The organism is Flavobacterium sp. GNP010, from assembly GCF_056428945.1.
Window position 1 is genome coordinate 1 of record NZ_JBWJVK010000022.1, and the last position, 23,567, is coordinate 23,567.

Annotated in this window: 27 protein-coding genes; 13 read left to right on the plus strand and 14 right to left on the minus strand. The window is 34.5% G+C overall.

The genetic code is table 11. From position 1 onward, the window contains the following. A partial coding sequence (locus AC061C_RS10445; RefSeq protein ID WP_478291124.1) for a DUF3298 and DUF4163 domain-containing protein occupies nucleotides 1-497 on the plus strand: 497 nt, incomplete at its 5' end. A 244-nt stretch (nucleotides 498-741) separates the two neighbouring features. On the opposite strand, the gene AC061C_RS10450 is transcribed toward AC061C_RS10445, so the two are convergent. Next, complete coding sequence (locus AC061C_RS10450; protein WP_478291125.1) at nucleotides 742-1,200, minus strand: DinB family protein; 459 nt, start codon at nucleotides 1,198-1,200, stop codon at nucleotides 742-744. Between the two features lie 79 nt (nucleotides 1,201-1,279). Between AC061C_RS10450 and AC061C_RS10455 the strand changes: the two genes are divergently transcribed. The 6 genes from AC061C_RS10455 to nadD all read left to right on the plus strand — a co-directional run bounded on the left by AC061C_RS10455 (nucleotide 1,280) and on the right by nadD (nucleotide 5,235). After that, entirely contained in the window at nucleotides 1,280-1,630 is a 351-nt protein-coding gene (locus tag AC061C_RS10455) for an arsenate reductase family protein (protein ID WP_091166548.1), read from the plus strand. After that, entirely contained in the window at nucleotides 1,630-2,526 is an 897-nt protein-coding gene (locus tag AC061C_RS10460) for a DMT family transporter (protein ID WP_478291126.1), read from the plus strand. The genes AC061C_RS10455 and AC061C_RS10460 overlap by 1 nt, the downstream gene beginning before the upstream one ends. Nucleotides 2,527-2,599: 73 nt before the next feature. After that, on the plus strand, nucleotides 2,600-3,460 hold the full coding sequence (locus AC061C_RS10465; protein WP_478291127.1) for a YicC/YloC family endoribonuclease: 861 nt from the start codon (nucleotides 2,600-2,602) through the stop codon (nucleotides 3,458-3,460). Between the two features lie 95 nt (nucleotides 3,461-3,555). After that, nucleotides 3,556-4,128, plus strand: a complete 573-nt coding sequence (gene gmk, locus AC061C_RS10470; protein ID WP_309759313.1) for a guanylate kinase — start codon at nucleotides 3,556-3,558, stop codon at nucleotides 4,126-4,128. A gap of 87 nt (nucleotides 4,129-4,215) precedes the next feature. Beyond that, on the plus strand, nucleotides 4,216-4,578 hold the full coding sequence (locus AC061C_RS10475; RefSeq protein ID WP_114753529.1) for a four helix bundle protein: 363 nt from the start codon (nucleotides 4,216-4,218) through the stop codon (nucleotides 4,576-4,578). Nucleotides 4,579-4,653: 75 nt separating this feature from the next. Then, a complete protein-coding gene (gene nadD, locus AC061C_RS10480) occupies nucleotides 4,654-5,235 on the plus strand; it encodes a nicotinate (nicotinamide) nucleotide adenylyltransferase (RefSeq protein WP_478291128.1) in 582 nt (193 codons plus the stop codon). On the opposite strand, the gene AC061C_RS10485 is transcribed toward nadD, so the two are convergent. Then, complete coding sequence (locus AC061C_RS10485; RefSeq protein ID WP_478291129.1) at nucleotides 5,236-6,132, minus strand: LysR family transcriptional regulator; 897 nt, start codon at nucleotides 6,130-6,132, stop codon at nucleotides 5,236-5,238. 86 nt (nucleotides 6,133-6,218) lie between these two features. Between AC061C_RS10485 and AC061C_RS10490 the strand changes: the two genes are divergently transcribed. The 4 genes from AC061C_RS10490 (at nucleotide 6,219) to AC061C_RS10505 (ending at nucleotide 9,715) form a co-directional block, all read left to right on the plus strand. Continuing rightward, nucleotides 6,219-6,983, plus strand: a complete 765-nt coding sequence (locus AC061C_RS10490; protein ID WP_478291130.1) for a type 1 glutamine amidotransferase domain-containing protein — start codon at nucleotides 6,219-6,221, stop codon at nucleotides 6,981-6,983. A 4-nt stretch (nucleotides 6,984-6,987) separates the two neighbouring features. Beyond that, a complete protein-coding gene (locus AC061C_RS10495) occupies nucleotides 6,988-8,163 on the plus strand; it encodes an iron-containing alcohol dehydrogenase (RefSeq protein WP_478291131.1) in 1,176 nt (391 codons plus the stop codon). 305 nt (nucleotides 8,164-8,468) lie between these two features. Next, complete coding sequence (locus AC061C_RS10500) at nucleotides 8,469-9,464, plus strand: NAD(P)H-dependent glycerol-3-phosphate dehydrogenase (RefSeq protein ID WP_309757305.1); 996 nt, start codon at nucleotides 8,469-8,471, stop codon at nucleotides 9,462-9,464. Nucleotides 9,465-9,502: 38 nt separating this feature from the next. Next, the gene (locus AC061C_RS10505; RefSeq protein WP_478291132.1) at nucleotides 9,503-9,715 is read left to right on the plus strand and encodes a hypothetical protein; all 213 of its coding nucleotides are present in this window, start codon (nucleotides 9,503-9,505) and stop codon (nucleotides 9,713-9,715) included. 228 nt (nucleotides 9,716-9,943) lie between these two features. Here AC061C_RS10505 and AC061C_RS10510 read toward each other — a convergent pair whose 3' ends face one another. From AC061C_RS10510 to AC061C_RS10520, 3 genes are all read right to left on the minus strand, one after another. After that, the gene (locus AC061C_RS10510) at nucleotides 9,944-10,351 is read right to left on the minus strand and encodes a hypothetical protein (protein ID WP_417975870.1); all 408 of its coding nucleotides are present in this window, start codon (nucleotides 10,349-10,351) and stop codon (nucleotides 9,944-9,946) included. Between the two features lie 95 nt (nucleotides 10,352-10,446). Then, entirely contained in the window at nucleotides 10,447-11,466 is a 1,020-nt protein-coding gene (pheS, locus tag AC061C_RS10515; RefSeq protein WP_478291133.1) for a phenylalanine--tRNA ligase subunit alpha, read from the minus strand. 101 nt (nucleotides 11,467-11,567) lie between these two features. Next, nucleotides 11,568-11,924 carry a hypothetical protein gene (locus AC061C_RS10520; protein ID WP_478291134.1) on the minus strand — a complete coding sequence of 119 codons (357 nt, stop codon included), beginning with the start codon at nucleotides 11,922-11,924 and terminating at the stop codon, nucleotides 11,568-11,570. 142 nt (nucleotides 11,925-12,066) lie between these two features. Between AC061C_RS10520 and AC061C_RS10525 the strand changes: the two genes are divergently transcribed. Together AC061C_RS10525 and AC061C_RS10530 are read left to right on the plus strand one after the other, a co-directional pair. After that, nucleotides 12,067-12,570 (plus strand): CvpA family protein, encoded by a 504-nt coding sequence (locus tag AC061C_RS10525; RefSeq protein ID WP_478291135.1) that lies wholly within the window; start codon nucleotides 12,067-12,069, stop codon nucleotides 12,568-12,570. Between the two features lie 475 nt (nucleotides 12,571-13,045). Next, a complete protein-coding gene (locus AC061C_RS10530) occupies nucleotides 13,046-13,504 on the plus strand; it encodes a TlpA family protein disulfide reductase (RefSeq protein ID WP_478291136.1) in 459 nt (152 codons plus the stop codon). Between the two features lie 80 nt (nucleotides 13,505-13,584). On the opposite strand, the gene AC061C_RS10535 is transcribed toward AC061C_RS10530, so the two are convergent. From AC061C_RS10535 to AC061C_RS10575, 9 genes are all read right to left on the minus strand, one after another. After that, entirely contained in the window at nucleotides 13,585-14,328 is a 744-nt protein-coding gene (locus AC061C_RS10535) for a tetratricopeptide repeat protein (RefSeq protein WP_478291137.1), read from the minus strand. A 79-nt stretch (nucleotides 14,329-14,407) separates the two neighbouring features. Then, nucleotides 14,408-16,153 (minus strand): BatD family protein, encoded by a 1,746-nt coding sequence (locus tag AC061C_RS10540; RefSeq protein ID WP_478291138.1) that lies wholly within the window; start codon nucleotides 16,151-16,153, stop codon nucleotides 14,408-14,410. A gap of 20 nt (nucleotides 16,154-16,173) precedes the next feature. Further along, nucleotides 16,174-16,917: a tetratricopeptide repeat protein gene (locus AC061C_RS10545; RefSeq protein ID WP_478291139.1), complete on the minus strand. Its 744-nt coding sequence runs from the start codon at nucleotides 16,915-16,917 to the stop codon at nucleotides 16,174-16,176. Between the two features lie 84 nt (nucleotides 16,918-17,001). Then, entirely contained in the window at nucleotides 17,002-17,676 is a 675-nt protein-coding gene (locus tag AC061C_RS10550; RefSeq protein ID WP_478291140.1) for a hypothetical protein, read from the minus strand. Nucleotides 17,677-17,718: 42 nt separating this feature from the next. Continuing rightward, a complete protein-coding gene (locus tag AC061C_RS10555) occupies nucleotides 17,719-18,750 on the minus strand; it encodes a VWA domain-containing protein (protein ID WP_478291141.1) in 1,032 nt (343 codons plus the stop codon). 105 nt (nucleotides 18,751-18,855) lie between these two features. Further along, on the minus strand, nucleotides 18,856-19,857 hold the full coding sequence (locus AC061C_RS10560; protein WP_478291142.1) for a vWA domain-containing protein: 1,002 nt from the start codon (nucleotides 19,855-19,857) through the stop codon (nucleotides 18,856-18,858). Further along, complete coding sequence (locus tag AC061C_RS10565; protein WP_478291143.1) at nucleotides 19,857-21,488, minus strand: hypothetical protein; 1,632 nt, start codon at nucleotides 21,486-21,488, stop codon at nucleotides 19,857-19,859. The genes AC061C_RS10560 and AC061C_RS10565 overlap by 1 nt, the downstream gene beginning before the upstream one ends. A 114-nt stretch (nucleotides 21,489-21,602) precedes the next feature. Next, on the minus strand, nucleotides 21,603-22,466 hold the full coding sequence (locus tag AC061C_RS10570) for a DUF58 domain-containing protein (protein ID WP_478291144.1): 864 nt from the start codon (nucleotides 22,464-22,466) through the stop codon (nucleotides 21,603-21,605). A gap of 80 nt (nucleotides 22,467-22,546) precedes the next feature. Further along, complete coding sequence (locus AC061C_RS10575; protein ID WP_417945744.1) at nucleotides 22,547-23,551, minus strand: AAA family ATPase; 1,005 nt, start codon at nucleotides 23,549-23,551, stop codon at nucleotides 22,547-22,549. Nucleotides 23,552-23,567: the final 16 nt, after the last annotated feature.

A 23,567-nucleotide genomic window follows, 5' to 3' on the forward strand; every position in this document is an offset into this window, starting at 1 on the left:
ATTACACAGGATTACTAGCCTCTTTTATTGATTCCTATGAGAAACTCCAAAAAGAATTTCCGAATGACACCTTTGGTTGGGAAGCTAAAATTGAAGGAAGTGTAAAATACCAATCTAAAAGTGTTTTAAATATAGAAATCAACTATTACACGTACACGGGTGGCGCTCACGGATATCAAGGATTGCGTTCTTTACTTTTTGACCCAAGTACAGGAAAATCGATTCCAAATGTAGCATTGTTCCGTGACAAAAATGCTTTTATGGCTTTCGCCGAAAAAAAATTCAGAGCCAAATATAAAATCCCTGCAAACAAATCAATCAATGCAACCGGATTGATGTTTGAAGACGAAAAATTCAATCTTCCTCAAAATATTTTTTATACCGATAAAGGATTGCTGCTTTATTACAATTCATACGAAGCAGCTTCGTATGCTGATGGTCCAAAGGAATTGTTGCTGCCGTATGTTGAAGTGGAGGAATTTTTAAGTTTGAAATAATGATCCTCATTTTAAAATTTTGAACTCTAACTACTAAGGATTTTAAGTTTTACACCTAATACTTCTCGTTACTACTCTTCCCTAGCCGCGGCCGCAGTGAAAATCCTCGTGATCAAAACACTATTTTTTCTTGGCAGAAAAGAGCGACCGCAGGAAGCTCCTTTTATGACTTAGAAAAAAAGTGTTTTGATGATGAGATTGTAACGTAGGACGGGAAAAAGCTCCCAATACTCACGACCAGTTCCTATAGAAACTTACGAATAATTGTCATAATACCAATGTGAAGCCCTTCGTGGAAATTACTGAAAGCCATAGCATCCTCAGCATTTTTCAAGACATGATTCCCTGTTGAGGTGGTGTACTCGTGGTAGTTTTGAAACAATTTTGCATCGTAATCTAATTTGGTTTGCTGAATGGTGGAAAACAACAAAGCTTTGAGTTCCTCAACTTCATCTTCCGTTGCTGGGTGTTCCGGCTTGGTTCCTTTTTTGTATTTATCGACCAATTCATCAGAAGCCATCATCGGCAAACCCGAAAGTTTATAAACCAATAGTTGTTGCGACACGATAATATGACCGATATTCCAAATTAGATTATTGCTGAAACCCTCTGGAATCGTGTTGAGTTGATCAAGATTGTATCCTGATAAAAATTTTGAAACCATATTTCTGCTAGTAGTGCTGACGTCGAATAATTGATTCATTTTTTATATATTTTTTTGATAAAAATAATCATTTTCCGTGTTAAATGAATTTTCTTTGCAGAAAGAAATCGCAATTTATATGGACATAATATACTACCTCGCTTCCTGCGATACCTGCAGAAAAATTATAAAATCATTACCTAAAGAACATGATTTTAAATTTCACGACATCAAACAAGATCCAATTACTGTTGCCGAATTAGAAAAAATGCGAGAGCTTTCAGGAAGTTACGAAGCACTTTTTAGCAAAAAAGCACAGTTGTACAAATCGATGGATTTGAAGAATAAATCGTTAACCGAAGATGATTACAAAAAATACATTTTGGAACATTACACGTTTTTGAGTCGGCCCGTTTTTATTATTAAGGACAAAATTTACATTGGCAACACCCAACAAAATATGTTGCAGGTAATGAAAGCGCTGGTTTAATGTCTAAAAGAAATCTCGCCCTTATTGGCGCTACACTAGTTTCCCTTATTTACGGCGTCACTTTTACCATCGCCAAAGATGTAATGCCTAGGTACATTGATGCCTACGGTTTTATCCTGCTGCGGGTAGGCGGTTCGGTGCTTTTGTTTTGGCTGGTTTGGCTTTTTATGCCAAAAGAGAAAATTGCATTAACTGATTTTCCTAGAATTATTGCCGCGGCTTTCTTTGGCGTGGCGTTTAACATGCTGACTTTTTTTAAAGGATTAAGCCTGACCTCTCCCATTAGTGCTGCGGTAATCATGGTTTCGACACCAATGATTGTTTTGACACTTTCGGCAATTATCATGAAAGAGCGCATGCAAAAACGAAAAGTTTTTGGAATCGTTCTAGGACTCGTTGGAACTGCTTTTCTTATTCTGTACGGAAAATCTATTGGGAATGCAACCCATGCAGGACTCGGGAATTTTCTGGTTTTGGTTAACGCTATTTCCTATGGATTTTACCTGATTATCGTCAAGAAATTAATGGATAAGTACAATGCTTTTACGTTTGTAAAATGGATTTATTTGTTCGGTTTTATTATGGTTTTGCCTTTTGGCTGGAGCCAATTTCAATCTGTGAACTGGACTTTGGTTCCAATGGATATTTGCTGGAAAATAGGATTTGTGGTGGTTTTTTCGACTTTCCTAACCTATTTGCTGAATTTGCTTTCGATGAAAGAATTAAAACCCACCACAGTTGCCGTTTTTATTTATTTACAACCGCTATTTGCTACTATATTCGCAATTAGTTTAGGAAAAGACGAATTGAGTTTAGTGAAAATTGGTTCGGCAATTTTGATATTTGGTGGGGTGTATTTGGTATCCTCCCCTAGCCCCTCCAAAGGAGGGGAATAGAAAACATTCCAATTCCTCCTTCGGGAGCTAGGGGAATTTTTTTCCTTATATTTGCACTCTCTTAAAAAAATATATGATACAATCAATGACGGGATTTGGTAAAGCAACTTTGCAATTATCAACCAAAAAAATCACAGTAGAAGTGAAATCTTTAAACAGTAAAGGTTTAGATTTGAATGTGAGAATGCCTTCGCTGTACCGCGAAATGGAATTGGGTTTACGCAACCAAATTGCACTGAAACTGGAAAGAGGAAAAGTAGATTTTTCTATTTTTATCGAAAGTACCGCGGAACAAACTTCTACCAAAGTGAATGTGCCGATTGTAAAAGCCTACATGGATCAACTTAAAGAAATTTGTAACGAAGGATACGAAACAGAGTTGATGAAAATGGCTATTAGAATGCCAGATGCGATGAAAATAGAACGCGACGAAATCGATGAAAACGACTGGGTACAAATCCAAACCGTTATCGAAGACGCGTTGCAAAACATCTTGAACTTTAGAAGAGATGAAGGCGCTTCACTTGAAAAAGAATTTCAATTGCGAATTGGCAATATTCGTCAATACATGACCGAAGCTTTGGCTCTTGATCCAGAACGCGTTCAAGCAATAAAAGACCGTTTGCAAACGGCAATCTCAGAATTGAAAGTGAATGTAGATGAAAATCGTTTTGAGCAAGAATTGATTTATTATTTAGAGAAATTAGACATCACCGAAGAAAAAGTACGTTTGACGAATCACCTCGATTATTTCCTGGAAACCATCAACGGAACGGAAGCTAATGGTAGAAAACTTGGTTTCATCACCCAGGAAATGGGACGTGAAATCAATACGATGGGTTCTAAATCCAATCACGCACAAATGCAAAAATTAGTCGTTCAGATGAAAGACGAATTGGAAAAAATTAAAGAGCAGGTGTTGAATGTATTGTAAGTCAATCTGTGAGATTTTAAAAACCTTACCGGTTTCTACTATAAATTAATTATACCTACAAGGTTTCAAAAACCTTGCAGGAAAGGCATAAAACAATGAAAAAAGGAAAATTAATCGTATTCTCTGCACCGTCAGGTTCAGGAAAAACTACTATAGTTAGGCATTTATTAAAACAAGAAGACTTGAATTTAGAGTTTTCTATATCAGCAGCAACTCGCGAAGCTCGTGGTGAAGAAGTAAGTGGCAAGGATTACTATTTTATGTCGCTCAAAGATTTTAAAACGCACATTAAAAACGAGGATTTCGTAGAATGGGAAGAGGTTTACAGAGATAACTTTTACGGAACTTTAAAAAGCGAAGTAGAGCGCATTTGGGCACTTGGAAAAAACGTGATTTTTGATATTGATGTAGCGGGCGGATTGCGTATCAAACATAAATTTCCGGAAGAAACTTTAGCCGTTTTTGTGAAACCACCAAGCGTAGATGAACTCAAAAGAAGATTAAAGGAACGCTCTACCGAGAGTGACGATAAAATCAATATGCGCATCGCTAAAGCATCTGTTGAGTTAGCTACAGCACCACAATTTGATGTGATTATAAAAAATTATGACTTACCGGTAGCTCTTGAAGAAGCCTATCAGTTGGTTAAGAATTATGTTTCTAAATAGTTTCACTAGTCCTTAGTGAATAGTACTTAGTCCTTAGTAATTAGTAAATTGTACTCAGCTAAAAAAAAAATATAATATCAATTATTTATGAGTGGAGTTAAATCATATAAAGAATTGCTTATTTGGCAAAAAGGAATTAAAATTGTGGTTTTAGTTTATAAGCTTACCAAGGATTTTCCAAAGGAAGAAATATATGCTCTAACAAGTCAGTTGAAAAGAGCAAGTGTATCAATTCCTTCAAATATTGCAGAAGGATTTGGACGTCAAACAGATAAATCATTTAATCATTTTTTAAATATTTCTAGAGGTTCATTAAACGAGATAGAAACCCAACTAATCATCGCTAAAGAATTAGAATTTATTCAAAATGAAAATATATTTAACGAACTTTTGTTTTTAATTGAGGAAGAAAGTAAAATGATAAATGCATTTTCTAAAAATCTAAAATAGTAATTAGAGCTTTTTAGTCATTAACACAAACAACTAAAGGCTAAAAACTAAGGACTAAAAACTAAGGACTAAAAAATGAAAATAGGACTTTATTTCGGAACGTTCAACCCAATTCACGTGGGACATCTTATCATTGCCAATCACATGGCGGAGCATTCTGATTTAGACCAAATTTGGATGGTTGTCACGCCACATAATCCTCTAAAGAAAAAAAATACGTTACTCGATGATTACCACCGCTTGCAAATGGTGCATCTTGCCACTGAGGATTTTCCAAAAATCAAGCCTTCGGATATTGAGTTTAAATTATCCCAGCCTAATTACACGGTCAATACTTTAGTTCACTTACAGGAAAAATATCCGAATTACGATTTCTCCTTAATCATGGGAGAAGACAATTTAAAATCGCTACACAAATGGAAAAACTACGTAGCCATTTTAAAACATCATGACATTTATGTGTATCCACGAATCTCATCCGAAGAGGAAAACTTAGAGTTTAAAAACCATCCAAAAATCCACGTCATTGATGCTCCGGTTGTAGAAATATCCTCGACATTTATTAGGGAAAATATTAAAAAAGAGAAAAATGTGCAGCCTTTATTGCCTGCAAAGGTTTGGGAATACATTGATCATAATAATTTTTATAAGAAGTAATTATCCCAAAACTCTTTTCAATTCTATTTGAATATTTTCAAAAACCGTACTCAAATTATCGTTTTTACCGGATAATAAAAAAACTTCGGTGCTAGGCATCTGTTTGCTGTTCCACAACAATTGAATTTTATTTTCTTCGATTAAATTTTTCGCATTGCAATCCCAAACAACCGCTATTCCAGTGTTTTTACTCAGAATTTCGATCATTTCATATTCAGACGGAATAATATAATTGGGAATCATCGAAGGTCTTTTTTTATTAAAAACATGCAACCAAAATAATTTGATGTGCGGAATTTGTGCATTGTGACTGAACCATTTTTGGTCGTTGAACCAGTGTTCGATTGCAGAGAAATCTTTTATTTTAATACTAGACTTCAACTCGGAAGCATCAATGGTATTTGAACCTACAATTACTTGTTTAATTTCCCCAACCTTTTTCTGAATCGTGTCAAACGTATCATATTGTTTGGTGACAACCGCAAAATCAAGTTTTTTAGAATCAACTAATTCAAAAAGCATGTCGTTTTCATGAAAGCTAAAATCGATAAAATCAAATTTTGAAACCAATACATTCCCTAAACTTTGCATCAAATGTTTAGAGATTCCAATTGAAATTAACCTGTTGGCATTAAAGGCTTTGGCCCGAAAACCATTCTCTACATTTTCTAGTCGGTCAAGCGCCTCGATGATTAAATTATTGAGTAACTTAGCATATTCTGTTGGTTCAACGCCTTTAGACTTTCGATTGAAAAGTTTATATCCTACATGGGCTTCCAACATTGATATTTGCTGACTAACAGCGGGTTGACTTATAAATAATTCTTTGGCAGCCAAAGAAAAATTACCGTTTTTATAAACGGATTTAAACGTTCGATACCATTCGAGATTAACCATGATATAAATATATTTATCACAAACATAATTTAAATTATTTTTACTAATAGCATATTCACCGTAAATTTGTACAAACAAAATTAGAAATGAAAAAAATCGCATTGTTTGCCATTATAGCATTAACCGCAAGTTGTATAACAGCAACTGCACAAAATAAAAAAGGTATGAAAAAAGTATTATTTGTTCTAACTAGTCATAGTGAATTAGGGAACACAGGAGAAAAAACAGGATTTTGGATTGAAGAATTTGCTGCTCCTTATTATGAGTTAGCAGATAAAGGAGTGATCATTGATATTGCATCGCCACTAGGAGGACAGCCACCAATTGACCCTAAAAGTTCAGATCCATCTTCGGCTACTGAAGACACCAAAAGATTTGATAAAGATACTGAACTACAAGCTAAACTAAGTAAAACACACAAACTAGCTGATGTTAAACAAACTGATTATGATGCTGTTTTTTATCCTGGAGGTCATGGTCCATTATGGGATTTAGCTACTGATGCATCTTCAAGTGCTTTAATTGAAGCTTTTTATGCGAATAACAAACCTGTTGCTTTTGTATGTCATTCGCCAGCAGTGTTGAAAAACGTAAAAGTAAATGGGGAATTTTTAGTTAAAGGTAAAAAAGTAACCGGATTTTCAAATACCGAAGAAGAAGCGGTGGGATTAACAAATGTTGTTCCGTTTTTATTAGAAGATGCCTTGAAAGCTAACGGTGCTTCATATTCTAAAATAGGAGATTGGCAGCCTTACGCTGTAGAAGATGGTTTATTGATTACAGGTCAAAACCCGGCTTCGTCTAAATTAGTAGCCGAAAAATTATTGAACCAATTGAATTCAAAAAAATAACAAGATGCTAAATTTCGAATTATACAATCCTACCAATTTAGTTTTTGGAAAAGGACAAATTGAAAAATTATCGACGTTAGTACCAAAAGGAGCAAAAATCCTTTTGGCGTATGGCGGTGGAAGCATTTTTAAAAATGGGATTCACGAGCAAGTTATTAAAGCATTAAAGTCCCGAGACTTCGGGATTGAAATCGTAGAATTTGGGGGAATTGAACCAAATCCGCATTTTGAGACATTGATGAAAGCCGTTGCCGTTATCAAGGAACAAAAAATAGATTTTATCCTTGCCGTTGGTGGAGGTTCTGTAATTGATGGGGTGAAATTCATTTCAGCAGCCGTACATTTTGAAGGGAATCCAATGGAAATTCTTCAAAAGAGATTATTGATTAAAGATTTGTCTAAAGTAATTCCTTTTGGAACAATATTAACTTTACCTGCAACTGGTAGCGAGATGAATTCTGGAGCTGTAGTAACTATTGAAGCTACGCAGGAAAAATTGGCTTTTGGTGGTAGCGCATTGTTTCCAAAATTTTCAATTTGTGATCCAACAGTAATTGAATCTTTACCAAAAAGACAATTGCAAAATGGTGTCGTAGATGCTTATACTCATGTTTTAGAGCAATATTTAACCTATCCGCATGAAGGTTTTTTACAAGATCGCATTGCCGAAGGAATTCTACAAACTCTAATTCAAGTAGGTCCTGAAGTAGTCGAAAATCCTAAAGATTATGCACTAGCTTCTAATTTTATGTGGAGTTGTACGATGGCGCTGAATGGATTAATCCAAAAAGGAGTTCCATCAGATTGGGCTACACATATGATTGGTCATGAATTGACAGCCTTGTACGGAATAGATCATGCCAGAACATTGGCAGTTGTGGGTCCCAATTTATACCGAGTGATGTTTGAAACTAAAAAAGGAAAATTGGCACAATACGGAAAACGTATTTTCAATTTAACTGGAACTGAGGACGAAATTGCTAACAAAGCCATCAATAAAACCGTTGCGTTTTTCCATACCATGGGAATGGACACTAAATTATCTGATTACACCAAAGATTTTGATAAAACAGCTAATTTTATTGTAAATCGTTTCGAAGAAAGAGGTTGGTTAGGATTGGGAGAAAAACAAAATGTCACTTTAGAAAAAGTAAAAGCAATTGTGGAAATGAGCTATTAATCAGCATAATTATTTCTGGGTTAATTCAAGTCAAATAAAAAGGCGTTCTCATTTTGTGGGAGCGCCTTTTAAATTCTAAAATATAACTAACTAACTCAATTCGCATTAATTTGTTAAATTGATACAAAATCATTAAGAATAACGAGTCGCATGTGTTTTTATTGCGTTGAAAATTAAAAAATATTAAATTATTATTTTTTTAATTTTAAAACAAAAAAACTCTGTTACAAAATGAATTTTAGGATGTTACTTTTATTTGCATAAACGGTACTTTTTTAAGTACTTTTGATTAAATTCAATAAAAAATGGCTGACAATATAAAATTCGCAGTAATAGGTGGTGGAAGTTGGGCGACTGCTATAGCAAAAATGTTGTGTGTAAATCTTAGCGAAATTTCCTGGTACATGCGCAATGAGGCTGCAATAGAACATATTAAAACAGAAAAACACAATCCAAATTATTTGAGTTCCGTTGAATTTGACGTTAAAAAACTCAAATTAACGAGCGATATCAACGAAGCCGTAGCCTACGCTGATTATATTATTTTCGCTATTCCTTCTGCTTTTGTGGGTGCCGAATTAGAAAAACTGACTGTTTCCTTAGAAAACAAAATTATTTTTTCAGCCATTAAAGGAATTGTTCCTGAAACAAGCTTAATTGTAGGGGAGCATTTTCATGTGAAATACGATATTCCGTATTACAATATTGGTGTAATTACGGGTCCTTGCCACGCTGAAGAAGTTGCCATGGAGCGTCTTTCTTATCTTACTATTGCGTGTGGTGATCCCGACAAAGCTAAAACTGTAGCTAAAAATTTATCTGGAAATTACATTAAAACTAAAATAACTGATGATATTATAGGAACTGAGTATGCTGCCATGCTAAAAAATATTTATGCAATTGCTGCAGGTATAGCGCATGGTCTAGGGTATGGTGATAATTTCCAATCGGTATTGATGAGTAATGGTATTCGCGAGATGAAAAAATTCATCAAGAAAGTCCACAAAATGAAACGTAACATTAATGACTCTGCTTACTTAGGCGATTTATTGGTTACTGGTTATTCGGTATTTTCCCGCAATAGAATGTTTGGGAATATGATTGGTAAAGGCTACACCGTGAAATCAGCAATGATGGAAATGAGTATGGTTGCCGAAGGATATTATGCGGCAAAAAGTGCTTACAAACTTAATCAGGCGTACGGTGCCAAAACACCAATTATTGATGCGGTGCACAGCATTTTATACGAAGGCCAAGATGCGAAAGCCGTGTTTAAAAAATTGACAGATAAACTCGATTAATCCAACGACAGATTTTATAATCAAACAGAAGAAACTTCATGAGCGAAAGATGGAAATACCAGATTAAAATGGGTGGAATTTGGGGATTATTTATGACGGTTTTCAATGTATTGTTTGACATCAAGGAAACACCATTTTCAGCGCAAGTTGCCACTCCTACTTTTTATTTTAAAGCCATCGCTTATATCTTAGTAGGAATATTTGTTCTAGGTTATTTTACCTGGAAATCCAAACAAAAACAAAACCTATAATTTTTAGCTATGAGCGAAAGATGGAAATACCAACTTAAAACAGGATTGATTTGGGGGATATCTTTCTCTATTATCCTGCAAGTTTTTGACTTGTTGGACATGTCATTTTCACAAGCCTTTTTATCCAAAAGAAGTTTGCTTCGAATGCTGTTTTTTATTGTAACCGGGATTTATGTAGTAAGCTATTTTTCTTGGAAACAGAAAATAAAAAAAGAAAGCACTAATAATCTATCTAACAATAACTCCGTCAACAAATAAAATAGGCACTTCTTCTACCTCTGTTTCATTGATGGAATTGGCTTTGAAAATGAATTTTTTATCGTACAATTTCCCATCCATGAAAAACGTGAGCATGAACTCATTGTTGAGTGCCAAAACACTTTTTTCGATCATTTCAATTTTCACTACTGAAACCGCTGGGACTTCGACAAAAGCATGACGCAACAATGATGTTTTTTTCATTTCGCCATCAATAGTTCCAAAAGCTTTAGAAACTACCATTACACTTTCTATTAGAAAATCACTGTCGTTTACCAAGTAAGCATACCAAACTTTTTCCATGAAATCGTCACTCCATTCCTGGACTGCCGCAAAAAATACGTTTTCTACTTCGGGGATGATAATGTCTTTTTTCATAAATTAGTAGTAATGTCTAAGTTCCTAAAGTCTTAAAGTCGAGTGAAAAACTATAACAGGTATTTCGTTCGACTTTAAGACTTTATAACTTTTAACTAAATTGAAGATTTAAATTGCTCTAAGAAACGAACATCATTTTCATAAAACATACGGATATCGCCAATTTGGTATAGCAACATGGCAATTCTTTCGATTCCCATTCCAAACGCAAAACCGTTGTATTCATCAGGATTGATACCACAGTTTTTCAAAACGTTAGGATCTACCATTCCGCAACCCATGATTTCTAACCAACCAGTTCCTTTGGTGATTCTATAATCGGTTTCTGTTTTTAGACCCCAATAAATATCAACCTCAGCACTTGGTTCCGTAAAAGGAAAATAGGATGGACGCAAACGGATTTTTGATTTTCCGAACATCTCTTTGGTAAAATATAATAGCGTTTGTTTTAAGTCGGCAAAAGAAACGTCCTTGTCAATATACAGCCCTTCCACTTGGTGAAAAATACAGTGTGAACGGGACGAAACAGCCTCGTTACGAAATACTCTTCCTGGAGAAATAGTTCGAATTGGCGGTTTGTTATTTTCCATGTAACGCACTTGTACAGATGATGTATGCGTACGCAACAAAATATCAGGATTTGTTTGAATGAAAAAAGTATCTTGCATATCACGCGCCGGATGGTATTCAGGTAAGTTTAATGCAGTAAAATTATGCCAGTCATCTTCGATTTCTGGTCCTTCAGAAACGTTGAAACCAATGTTTGAAAAAATATCTATAATTTGGTTTTTTACCAATGAAATAGGGTGACGAGAACCAATAGTCATAGGCTCAGCGGAACGAGTTAGATCACCATAAAAACCTTTTATTTCTTCTTTACTTTCTAAAGCATCCTGAATGGTTTTTACTTTGTCTTCGGCAGAAGTTTTAAGTAAATTGATTACTTGTCCAAATTCCTTTTTCTGGTCGTTTGGAACGTTTTTAAATTCGGCAAAAAGCTCCTTTAAAAGTCCTTTACTTCCTAAAAATTTAATTCGGAATGTTTCTAATTCTGCTGCGTTCTGCGTAGAAAAAGCTTGTGCTTCGCCAATATATTCTTTTATCTTATCTATCATTTTCCTTCCGTAATTGAGAATGCAAATTTAGCTTTTTTTAGTGATTATTTAATAATGAATAGTCCCAAAAAAGCCATTTATAAGCTGCTTTTTAGTGATTTCTACTGTATAAGTTCTCTTTCAACAAAATAATTTACAATAGCTTCCTTCATTAAAACTGATTGTTCCCCTGCTTTTAATGGTGGCAGTTCCTCCTTAACTTTATAATGTGGCCATCCTTCCTCATCAAAAAACTCGAATTCATAAAATCCATAAGGCTCTAATAAACGGCAAATGGCAATATGCATCAAATTGAGTTTTTCGTCTTTCTTAAATTCTTGGTGTACTTTTCCAAGTTCTTGAACCCCAATTAAGTAAATAATGGCGTCTAAATCTAAATCTTCACCTTGCGAAAATTGATCGGAAAGTATATTAACAAGCTGTTCCCAGCGTTCTTTAAGTTGTGTGTCTCTTGACATTTTTTTGAATTATGAATTATGAGTTATGAAATATTAATTCATAACGTTTAAAATTATATTTGGCAAAGATAAGAACTTGAAAATTGGCAATGGTACAGAACAATTCATTTATATTTGCGTTTCTATTTTTTAATGAATTATCATGGGATTTTTGGATATTATTTTGGGTGTGCTTCTCGCTATTGCGCTGTTTAAAGGCATCAAAAATGGTCTTTTTGTAGAATTAGCGTCAATGGTTTCTTTATTACTTGGAATTTATGCGGCCGTGAAATTTTCTAATTTTATGAAAATGTTTTTAGCTGGTTTCGTGAATTGGAATCCCAATACTATACAAGTCATCGCTTTTATACTGACTTTTATTCTCGTTGTAATCGCTGTATCTCTATTAGGAAAATTCTTGACTGGAATAGCTGATTTAGCCTTTTTAGGTTGGTTAAATTCCCTTGGAGGTGGTTTCTTTAGAGTACTCAAAACGATCTTAATTATCGGAATTGTTTTTAAGGTTTTTGAAAAAATAAACTACCATAATTTTTTAGCCAAGAAAGAAACGCTGGACAACTCTCTATTTTATAATCCGATCCAGAAAACAACGGTATATTTATACCCATCTATTGAAAGCTGGTATGACGATTTGAAGAAAAAGTAAATAATCGTGTTGCGGTGCTCAATTCCACTTATATCTTGCATTTACAAACAAAAATCGATAAATGAACAAAAACAATTATTTCAAAAATTTATTTAAAAAAAATATCATTATAGCTCTTCTTTTAATTGTGTGTTACATCTTTTACGGCACAATTACGTACGGTGACCATTCTTTGATGTTGCTGTTGTTTTTGACGACCAATTTTTTTATATCGATCAAAATATTTCAGACTAATACTTTAAGTAAAGCTTTGAAGTCAATTCTTATTCTGATATCGCCAATAATGCTTATTTTTCTCATGTTTTTCTTTATTTACAATCAATATTCTCGAACAATATTATACTTGATATTTTTACCAATTAGTAGTGCTTTAGCTTATACATATTTTAAGTTTAAACATAAGACGATTATATTTTTAGCGATAGGAGTTTTCGGAATTGTAGGATATGTGTTATTCCAAAATTTATTGATTTTAGTGGAAAATCAAAATGCCGAAGTGAATAGCCGATATCCGTTAGTACATTTTACTGATGAAAATAATACAACTGTAAATTTTAAGAAAGACAAAATAATTGTACTTGATTTTTGGACGACCTCGTGTGCCATTTGTTTTACTAAATTCCCTGATTTAGAGTACACTTATCTAAAATATAAAAACAATCCTAATGTGGTTATATATGCTGTTAATGTCCCTTTAAAGCAAGATGATTTCACTAAAACAACCAAAATATTAAATAATCTTGGATACACTTTCCCGAAAATCTATGCAACATCTGCCAAACAGATTGAAAATAGTTTAAAAATTAATAGCTTTCCTCACTTGATCATTTTAAAAGATGGTCGCATACGATATAATGGTATTTTCGAAAGCGATAGAAAAGTCGCCTTCTACAATATTGAAAGTGTCATTAATAAACTTTTGATTGAAAAATAGATTGGAACAAAGAACTACAAAAAAGTAAAAAGTAAAGTTCTGCAATTATAAATTCACAAAATTTATTTGGAGAGTTACAACTACTTCACTTCCCTAATCGCGCTGCTGTCAATCCAGCCTTCGGTTCCATCTGTAAGTTGTATTTTTTTCCATCGCCCTATTGTTTCAAACACGAATACTTTTGTTCCTTCATGGACGACAAAAATAGGCTTATCACCATTTCTTGGTTCGCTTTTAACATCGGACTTTTCAGCAAAAATAATAGCGGGTCTTTCATTATCAAAATAGCTCTTTTCAAAAAATGCAGCGAGCATACTGATGAAAATAAAAATAAAAAACACAAACATCCCAAAAAAGAAAATTCTTTTTGATGCTGTAACTTGTGAAAAATAGTATCCAATAAAAAAAAGCAAGAAGCCAACAGCCAATCCAACCGATATCCAGGCCCATGTGTTGTAATGATATACTCCCGTAAAATCGCGAACCAACTTTGCAAAACCAACTTTTGGGATTACTTTAATTTCATCGATCGTTCGCTTTTGAGCAAATTTCAAATTGTTTATGGCATCCTTATTATTTGGATTTAAAACCAATGCTTTTTCATAATTATAAATAGAAGGCGCTACCTTATTCAATTTATAATACGCATTCCCTAAATTAAAATACAATTCTGAAGAATGTTTATTTTGTGTCAGAACAGTTTCATAAGCTTCAACTGCTTCCTTATAATTTCCTTTTTGGTAATACGCATTTCCCTTTTCAAAGCCGTTTTGGGCAAAGAAAATTTGGGTTGAAAGTAAAAGTATAAAAAAAATATATTTCATTTAATTAGTTATAAGTTGTCGGTTAACTATTCTTGCAAATCTTAATGAGATTTCCTCGTTCCTCAAAATAACAAAAGTGTTAAGCAATCTGTTTTTCTAAATTTGAAATAATCGCAACTGCTTTATCAAAATCGTGTAGAATTGTAACACTTGATGCTGGTGCATATCGAGCTATTTCACAGTTCTCTGTAAGCGCAATGAAATCATTTACCGCATCCGGATTTGCATTTCTTGACAACAGTACTTCTTGAATATTATCCTTACTCATTTCTGAAGTTTCAATATGCAACTTCGCTTTCAAGAAATTATGCATTGCTTTCTCCAGCGCAATGTAAAATAGTTCTTTGTTATTAATTTGCTTTTTGGCTTCTGATAAATATTTCTTGGCCAACTTGTTATTCATTCGGATTCTATTTCCAGTCACATCGCCATCAATAGCTTCTTTTTTCTTTTTGAACAACACAATCAAAGGCAACATCAAAAACGGAAAAAAGAACAATCCGAAGAATAAATTAGACTCAAAGAAATCTTTCGTATCCATGGACAGAAGCTTGCTCTTTACATTTATGAACTTAAATTGTTCTACTTTATCTACTTTATTTTTATTAGAAGAAGCTACCGTAGCATCTGTAGGCGAAGGACCATCGATAACATTAATCAATATCTCTGGTGAACTTAATGTTTTATAACTTTTTGTATCCAAATCAAAATACGTGAATTTGATTGGTTTTATGGGATAACTGCCTTTATATTGTGGTACAATCGTGTAACTATCTGCTATTTTTCCTGCCATTCCAGAAAGCGGCGTATTAACTTGTTCGCTATGAACTGCATCATACATTTCTAAAGCATTTGGCACTACGGGTTTGGGTAAACTGAAGAGCTTTAAGTTTCCTTTTCCGCTTACACTGACCACTAAATCTAAACTTTCATCATGCTTTAAAGTCGTTTTAGATGGAGTAACTTTAAAATCAAAACTTCCTACCGCACCCGAAAAATCTTCTGGTTTACCAGCCTCTGGCAATGGTTTAACGTTGATGGTTTTGGCTCCAGCCGAAACCGTCTTTGTTGTTTCAGTAAGCACCATTCGACCAAACATATCCCGACGGTTTGTGGGCAACTGCACATCTACCGATAATGTCAATGGCTCAATTTTGAGCTTTCCTGATTTTTGCGGATACAGCACTACTTTTTTCAATACAATAAACCTGAAATTCTGGCCCTTAAACATTCCTTCTTCGGCCACAGGTTGTTTGATCTCGATATTTTGGCTCCAAAAATCATTGTACTTAGGCTTACTTGATTCTCCAAGGTTTGAAATTCCAATGTTACCAAAATACAATTTATAAACAACTGTAATTGGTTCGTTGATGTAGGGATTACCATTTGAAACATCAGCTACCAGATACAGGTTTTCATCAGTATTTATTTCAGAATTGTTTGGATCTCTTGGTTCCTCAGTGGCTTCAGTAACTGTTATTTTTACTGGCGCAGTTTTATAGGTAGCTCCATTAAACTCAATAGCAGCACCCTTTAGTACAAATGTCCCTTTTTGATTGGGCACAAGATAGTACGAATAGGCCTTTTCAAAAGAGCTTTTTCCATTGATCCACGACTGACTTACCTGTTGGCTGGGTCCAGCTATAACACGAAAACCTGCAAATGAGGGCGGAACAAAGTTATCACCATCTACATTCATCATAAAATCTATACGAAGTCTCTCGTTTAGACCTAAAGTAGTTTTGCTCACTCTAGCTTCAAACTGAACTTGAGCGTTGAGTAAATTGCAAATCAAAACAAAGCATACTGCAATACATCTTTTCATTTTAAAATTGTCTAATTGAATTACCAATCTTTCTCGGTTTTAACTGGTTTTCCCTTTACTTTCTTGGCATTTACCTTATCCTGTACCTTCTTTTCCTCTTTGTTTACAGCATCCAATAAGTTTTCTAAACGCTCTTTAGAAATTCCACCAGGAGCTGGTTTTGGCTCCCCGTTTTCATTGGGTTTTGGATCTTTGTTTGGCTTGTCTTTATCGCCCTTATCGTCTTTATTCTCTTTATCCTTATTGTCTTTTTCGCCGTCTTTCTTGTCGTCCTTTTTATCTTCTTTCTTATCCTTGTCACTCTTTTTGTCGTCTTTTTTCTTATCTTCTTTTGGCGGATTTTCTTTTAGCATTTTTTTGGCCAAAGCATAATTATATCGCGTTTCTTCATCGCTAGGATCGTTACGTAACGCGTTTTTATAGGCTTCAACTGCTTGCGTATAATCCTTTTCATTCATAAAAACATTGCCCAGGTTATGAAATGCTCTGTGTTTTTGCGGTCGTGTTTTTGAATTTTTCAAAGATTTAGCGTAAGCAAATTTCGCTTCGGAAGACTGCTTTTGCTTGTAAATAGTATTTCCTAAATTGAAAGGTGCGGTTGCTTTATTTGGAAATTTTGAATCCGAAATTCTATAATTAGCCTCGGCCTCTACAAATTTATTTTCAGCATATTCCGCGTTCGCTTTGGGCAATATTCTATCTTTCTGTTGTGCGTTTGCAACAAAAGAAAAAAGCGATAACAGATATAAAATTATGTTTTTCATTGTGTTTTTAAATGTAAGCGTTTGATAAATCGAAATGTTTTTTATTTTCAAAATGGAGCAACACTAGTTTATGTTTTTCCTTATTTATTTGTTTAACATTGTTTTTTTTAATTCGATCTTTCCGCAATTAATTTCTTTATTGTTAATCCTATAAAAAAGATTTTTCTCTTTTAAGCTAAATCCTGTCCGCATTGTTCCGTTAACTGCGGAACTAGAAAGCGTCACAACATAAAAAACACTAGTTCCTTTTGCATTAATTGTCCTTTTCAACGAAGAGGATTTATGACGGTTTTTATCTAAAAAATATTTTACTTTCAACCCATAATCATACAAGGGTTCTTTATCAATTGTCATTGAATCAGCAGGAAAAAGTAAGTTAATATAGTTGCCCGATGAAGTTGGAATCTCAAATGAATCCAAAGGAACATCAATTGTTAATTCAAGAGAATTATCTGTTTCATTAATTACTCGAGACCAAAATACAGCATATACATATTTCTTACCTTCAGGATCCGTATAGTTCAATCCACTTTTTGGAAAGCTGTTTTGTATAATTATACGTGCACCGTTAGATTCAGTATATTCAAATTCAGTGTCAATAAATTTTTCATTACTTTTATTTAATAGATTTTGACTTTTGACGTTATTTCTGTAATCCAACGTTTTTACATCAAGATCATTAGCTGTTGATTTACTGTCTTTTCCACAGGAAAAAAGCACTGTTGCCAACCAAATCAATAATAGTATATTTTTTTTCATTTATCCTTCATTCAACTTATAAACAACTTTGTGCTTTATAATTTATTTATTCTCGTTAAATAAATTCAATTTATTAACCCAGCTTGTTTTTCTTTCCAGAAGGAAAATATCTAGAAATAAGAAAACAAAAGCAAAACCCAAAAACCACTGAAATTGCGATTGAAAATCGGCCATTTCTGTTGCTTCAAATTCAGTTTTTTGAATGTTATTCAGTGCATTCTTGATATACTCTACTACTTCTTTGGTATTATTTCCGTTTACATAACCGCCTTTTGTGGCTTTTGCAATGGTTTGTAAACTTTCTTGATTCAACTTGGTAATCACCACTTCATTATTGTTGTCTTTTTTAAAACCTTCTACAACACCATTCTTTTTTAAAGGGATTGTGCCTCCTTTTTCTGTTCCTACGCCAATGGTAATTATTTTAATTCCCAATTTATTCGCTTCTTCTGCAGCTTCCTGTGCGCCCTCGCTATGGTCTTCCCCATCAGAAATCATAATGAGCAACTTACTAGTTTTTTTATCATCATAATACGTCGATGACAATTTGATTGCCTCATTCAGGGAAGTTCCCACAGAGGACACCATATCTGTATTCATGCTTTGCAAAAACATTTTGGCTACACTATAATCAGTAGTAATTGGCAATACTGGGAACGCGTTGCCGGCATAAGCTACAATTCCTATTCGATCGCTTCCTAATTGATTGATGATTTGCGAAACAATTTGCTTGCTTTTGTCCAAACGATTCGGTGCCACATCTTCGGCCAACATGCTTTTAGAAACATCTACTGCAAAAACAATGTCGATTCCTTCACGTTTCACCGTCTCCATTTTGGTACCAATTTTTGGATTTACCAATGCCAGAATTAACCCCGTCAACGCCAAAAGCAATACTCCTAATTTTAAAACGGGTTTAAAAACAGAGCTTTCTGGACTGAGTTTTTTTACCATTTCTAAGTCGCCAAACTCGCGTTGCTTTTTTCTTTTCCAATATAAATTATACAGAAAAAGAAGCACCAAAAGTGGCAGTATAAAAAGAAGGTATAAATATTTTTTTTCGTCTAATTCCATAATTTTTCTTAACCGCTAAGTTCACAAAGAAGGCGCAAAGTTCACTAGGTTTACTAACGCACTAAACCTATTACTTAAAGACTTCCTATCTTTTGTGTTTAAATATTATATAAAACTTTTAAAAACTGTATTTCGCAATGCTAATTCTAACAACAATAAAAAGCCGGCAAACCAAATAAATGGTCTAAATTTTTCATCGTAATCATAGAATTTTAATTCTTCAATTTCAGTAGTTTCTAGTTTATTGATCGAAGCATAAATCTCGGCCAATTTGCTGTTGCTTGTTGCTCTAAAATATTTTCCATCGGTCTTTCTAGCGATGTTTTTCATCAACTGCTCATCGATTTCAACCTTCATCATTTGGAATAAAAACTGCCCATTTGGAGCAATCGCATACGGAAACATAGCCATGCCGTTTGTTCCAATTCCTACCGTGTATACTTTTATTCCGTACTGCTTCGCAATATCCGAGGCCGTTTCTGGCTCTATAAATCCAGCATTATTTACCCCATCCGTCAACAGAATAATTATCTTACTTTTTGCTTGACTGTCTTTTAATCTATTTACCGCAGTTGCCAATCCCATCCCGATTCCTGTACCATCTTGTAGCACATTGTCGTATTTTATACTTCGGATTGCATCTAGAATTACAGCTTTATCGCTGGTTACTGGAGTTTTAGTATACGCTTCGGAGGCATACACTACCAAACCGATCCTGTCATTAGGTCTTTCACCCACAAAATCAGCAGCCACTCTTTTCAGTGCTTCCATTCGGTTGGGTTTCAAATCCTTGGCCAGCATACTTCCAGAAACGTCAATCGCCATAACAATATCAATTCCTTTAGTCGTTTTCGTTTTATTGCTCACATCTACGGTTCTTGGCCGTGCCATAGCCACAATAAGTGAGCATAAGGCTAGAATTCTTAGTCCATTCAACATCGGTTTTAGCTTTGTCAAATAGGAATTAGTTCCTTTAAATCCTTGTAACGAACTTATTTTTAAAGTTGCTGATTGATGGTTCTTTTTTTGCATCAACCATACAATTGCAACTGGAATCAGAAGAAACAGCCAAAAAAACTCTGGGTTTAAAAAAGTTATTTTTTCCATTATTTAGTTGCTTGTTTTAATTCGACACTATTCAAAACGCGCTCTGATATTTGATTTGCGTACGTATCTCCTTCTTCGTGTAACAATAAAATTTGTTGTAATCCGCCTTCTTGACTGAACAACAATGCTTCATAATACAACTTGGTACTTGATTTAGTAATTGCATTTATTTGTGAAAAAGTCCCATACGCTTTAACGCCTTTTACACCCTCTTTGGTTTCAAACTCTTCTTGTTTTACAATCATATTTTGAGCGCCTTGCACTTCCATAGATTGCAACACACCATCCATTGATTTTTTCAAATCAATCTGCGTTTGCTGCTTAAACTTTAAAGTAGATACCATTAGATAAAAAGGATCTAAGACACTTCCATAAGCAAAAGACTGCATTTCTTTAATCAAAGCCATTCCTTCTTTTGGGAGTGTTTTTGTGAGATCTACTCGCTTCAATACTTTTGGAGTTTCAATTACAATTCCGGGATTTCCGTAATCACTTTTGATCCATTCGCCTTCTAATAATTCTTTGGTAGGATGACCTAAAACATTATCTTTTACAAAATCAAATCCTTTAGTTACTACAAAAAAGAGCGTGGTGGCTACCAATAAAAAAACCACCGAAGCCACTGCTGTAACAACGCGCTTGTTCCTTTGTTTGCGCAGTTGTATCTGAATTTGCTTTTGTCGTTGTGCTTCGTTTAGCAACATATCTTCTTCGTCTGGCACTTCGACTGGAATCGAATTATCTAATGTTAAGATTACTTTTTGAATTTTATTGCGATCGTCTGTGATTTCAAAATCCAATGGTTTTGACTTGGCAAATTTCACTAAATCGGCCTGTTTCAAAACACGCTCCAAATTTTCAATAATTTCTTGAGAAAGCGTCATTTTTTTCTTTACCGATGCGGTTCTCAATCCTTGAATCAGTTCTGAAGTAGTGCTTTCCATTGCTGGAATTTCTATCGCTTCTTCAATATAGTTTCTAGCGATGTCAGTCAATTCACTGTAATACGCTTTGACTTCACCTTTTTGCCATAATTCTTTTTTCTCTAAAGTATCGAGCAAACTCGTGGCTTTCTCTATTGGGGTTTTATAAATTTCTTGATGTAATTTTTTCTCTTGACGTTTTTTAATAAACCAATAAATGAAGACTCCAATACCTAAAATCAGTGCAACAATTAGCACGTATTTCCACCAATCACCAATAGAATTATCTGCTGGTGCAATGTCCTTAATATCGAACATTTTTTGTTTCAGCGTGTCTACTTGAACATTTGCTACTTCTACCAAAAGCGAATCTGTCAAAAAAGGCTTGCTGTTGATGAAAATCTTAATACTAGGAACCACATAGCGACCAGAATCAAATTGGGTCAACCCATATTTTTTGATCAATTCATAACGACCATCCATTTTAACGGTATCAATAGGATACGACTGAATTACCTCTAGAGCGCCAACGTTTTTCAATTTCGGAAAAATCACTCTAGCCGAAGTATCAACAGTAGTTTTTATAGACAATTTAAATTCTGCGCCAATTTTATTTTTAGTGGTATCAATACTAGTAACCACTTGTTTTTGTTGTGCAAAAACAGCCGTAGAAAGCAGTAATAATAGTAGGTAAAGTCTAATTTTCATTTTTATATTAAATATTTTTTCCTCTCCCCAACCCTCTCCAAAGGAGAGGGAGCCGAATCGTGAAAATTATAATCCTCTTTCAACTCCTCCCCTTTGGGGAGGCTGGGAGGGGATCTATCTCGATTTAAAGTAACTCAGAAATTTTGTCACATAACTTTCATCGACTCTTGTGTTTACAACACCTGAACCTGACTTGCTGAATGTCTCTTTAAAATAATTTACTTTATCGTGGTACTGTTTTTCATAATTCATTCGCACTGCTTTCGCACTGGTATTGATCAATTCGACAGCTCCCGTTTCTGCATCAAGCATAGAAACCATACCTAAATCTGGCATTTTTTCTTCGCGAATATCATAAACGCGTATGCCAGTGATGTCGTGTTTTTTTGATGCAATTTTCAACGTTTGCTCGTAATCTTCAGCCATGAAATCAGAAATCACAAATACAATTGCTTTCTTTTTTTGAGTTCCCGATAAAAATTTCAAGGCTTGCGCAATATCAGTTTTACGGCTTTTAGGTTGAAATTCAATCAACTCCCGAATGATGCGCAATACATGAGATCTTCCTTTTTTTGGTGGAATATACAATTCGATTTCATCCGAAAACAAAATCAAACCTATTTTATCATTGTTTTGAGTTGCCGAAAAAGCCATCGTTGCAGCAATTTCCGTAACAATATCCTTCTTGAACTGATTTTTTGAACCAAAACTTTCTGAACCTGAAATATCAACCATAAGCATCATGGTCAATTCGCGTTCTTCCTCAAAAACCTTTACGTGCGCTTCGTTATAACGTGCAGTTACATTCCAATCAATCGCACGAATATCATCTCCGTACTGGTATTGACGCACTTCGCTGAACGTCATTCCGCGTCCTTTGAAAGACGTATGATACTCTCCCGAAAAGATGTGATCGCTCAATCTTCGGGTTTTAATTTCTATTTTTCGTACTTTTTTTAAGAGTTCTTTTGTATCCATTTCTTTAGTAATTAGTGAAAAGTGAAAAGTGAATAGTAACCAACCAAGGCTAATTACTATTCACTTATTACTATTCACTTTTAGGGTACTTCTACTTCGTTTACAATTTTGTTGATGATATCTACAGAAGTAATATTTTCGGCTTCGGCTTCATAAGTAACCCCTATTCTGTGACGCAAGACATCATGAACCACCGCACGAACATCTTCTGGAATTACATACCCACGTCGTTTGATAAAAGCGTAGCATTTTGCAGCATTCGCCAAATTAATACTTCCACGTGGCGAGGCACCAAAACTGATTAACGGTTTCAAATCAGCTAATTTATATTTCTCTGGATAACGCGTTGCAAAAATAATATCTAGAATGTATTTCTCTATTTTTTCATCCATGTACACCTCACGAACTGCTTCTTGCGCGCGCAAAATTTGTTCAACCGAAACGACTGGATTTACTTTTTCATAGCTTCCTTTTAAATTTTGACGAATAACCATACGTTCGTCTTCCATTTTTGGGTAATCAATAACCGTTTTCAACATGAAACGATCGACTTGCGCTTCTGGTAATTGGTAGGTTCCTTCTTGTTCTATTGGGTTTTGCGTAGCTAAAACTAAAAATGGTCGGTCTAATTTAAAAGTAGTGTCGCCAATGGTAACTTGCTTTTCCTGCATGGCCTCCAGTAAGGCTGATTGCACCTTAGCAGGCGCACGGTTAATCTCATCTGCAAGGACGAAATTAGCAAAAATAGGTCCTTTTTTAATCGAAAATTCATTAGACTTGATGTTATAAATCATTGTCCCTACAACATCAGCTGGCAATAAATCCGGTGTAAATTGTATTCTACTGAACGATCCATGAACGGCTTGCGACAGCGTATTAATGGCTAAGGTTTTAGCTAATCCTGGAACTCCCTCAAGCAAAATGTGTCCTTGACCTAAAAGTCCAATTAATAAACGCTCTACCATGTGCTTTTGACCCACAATAACTTTGTTCATTTCCATGGTGAGAAGATCTATAAATGCACTCTCTCTTTCAATTTTTTCGTTGATTGCTCTAATGTCTAAAGTCGTTGTATTTTCTTCCATTGTGTCGTTTTTAAAA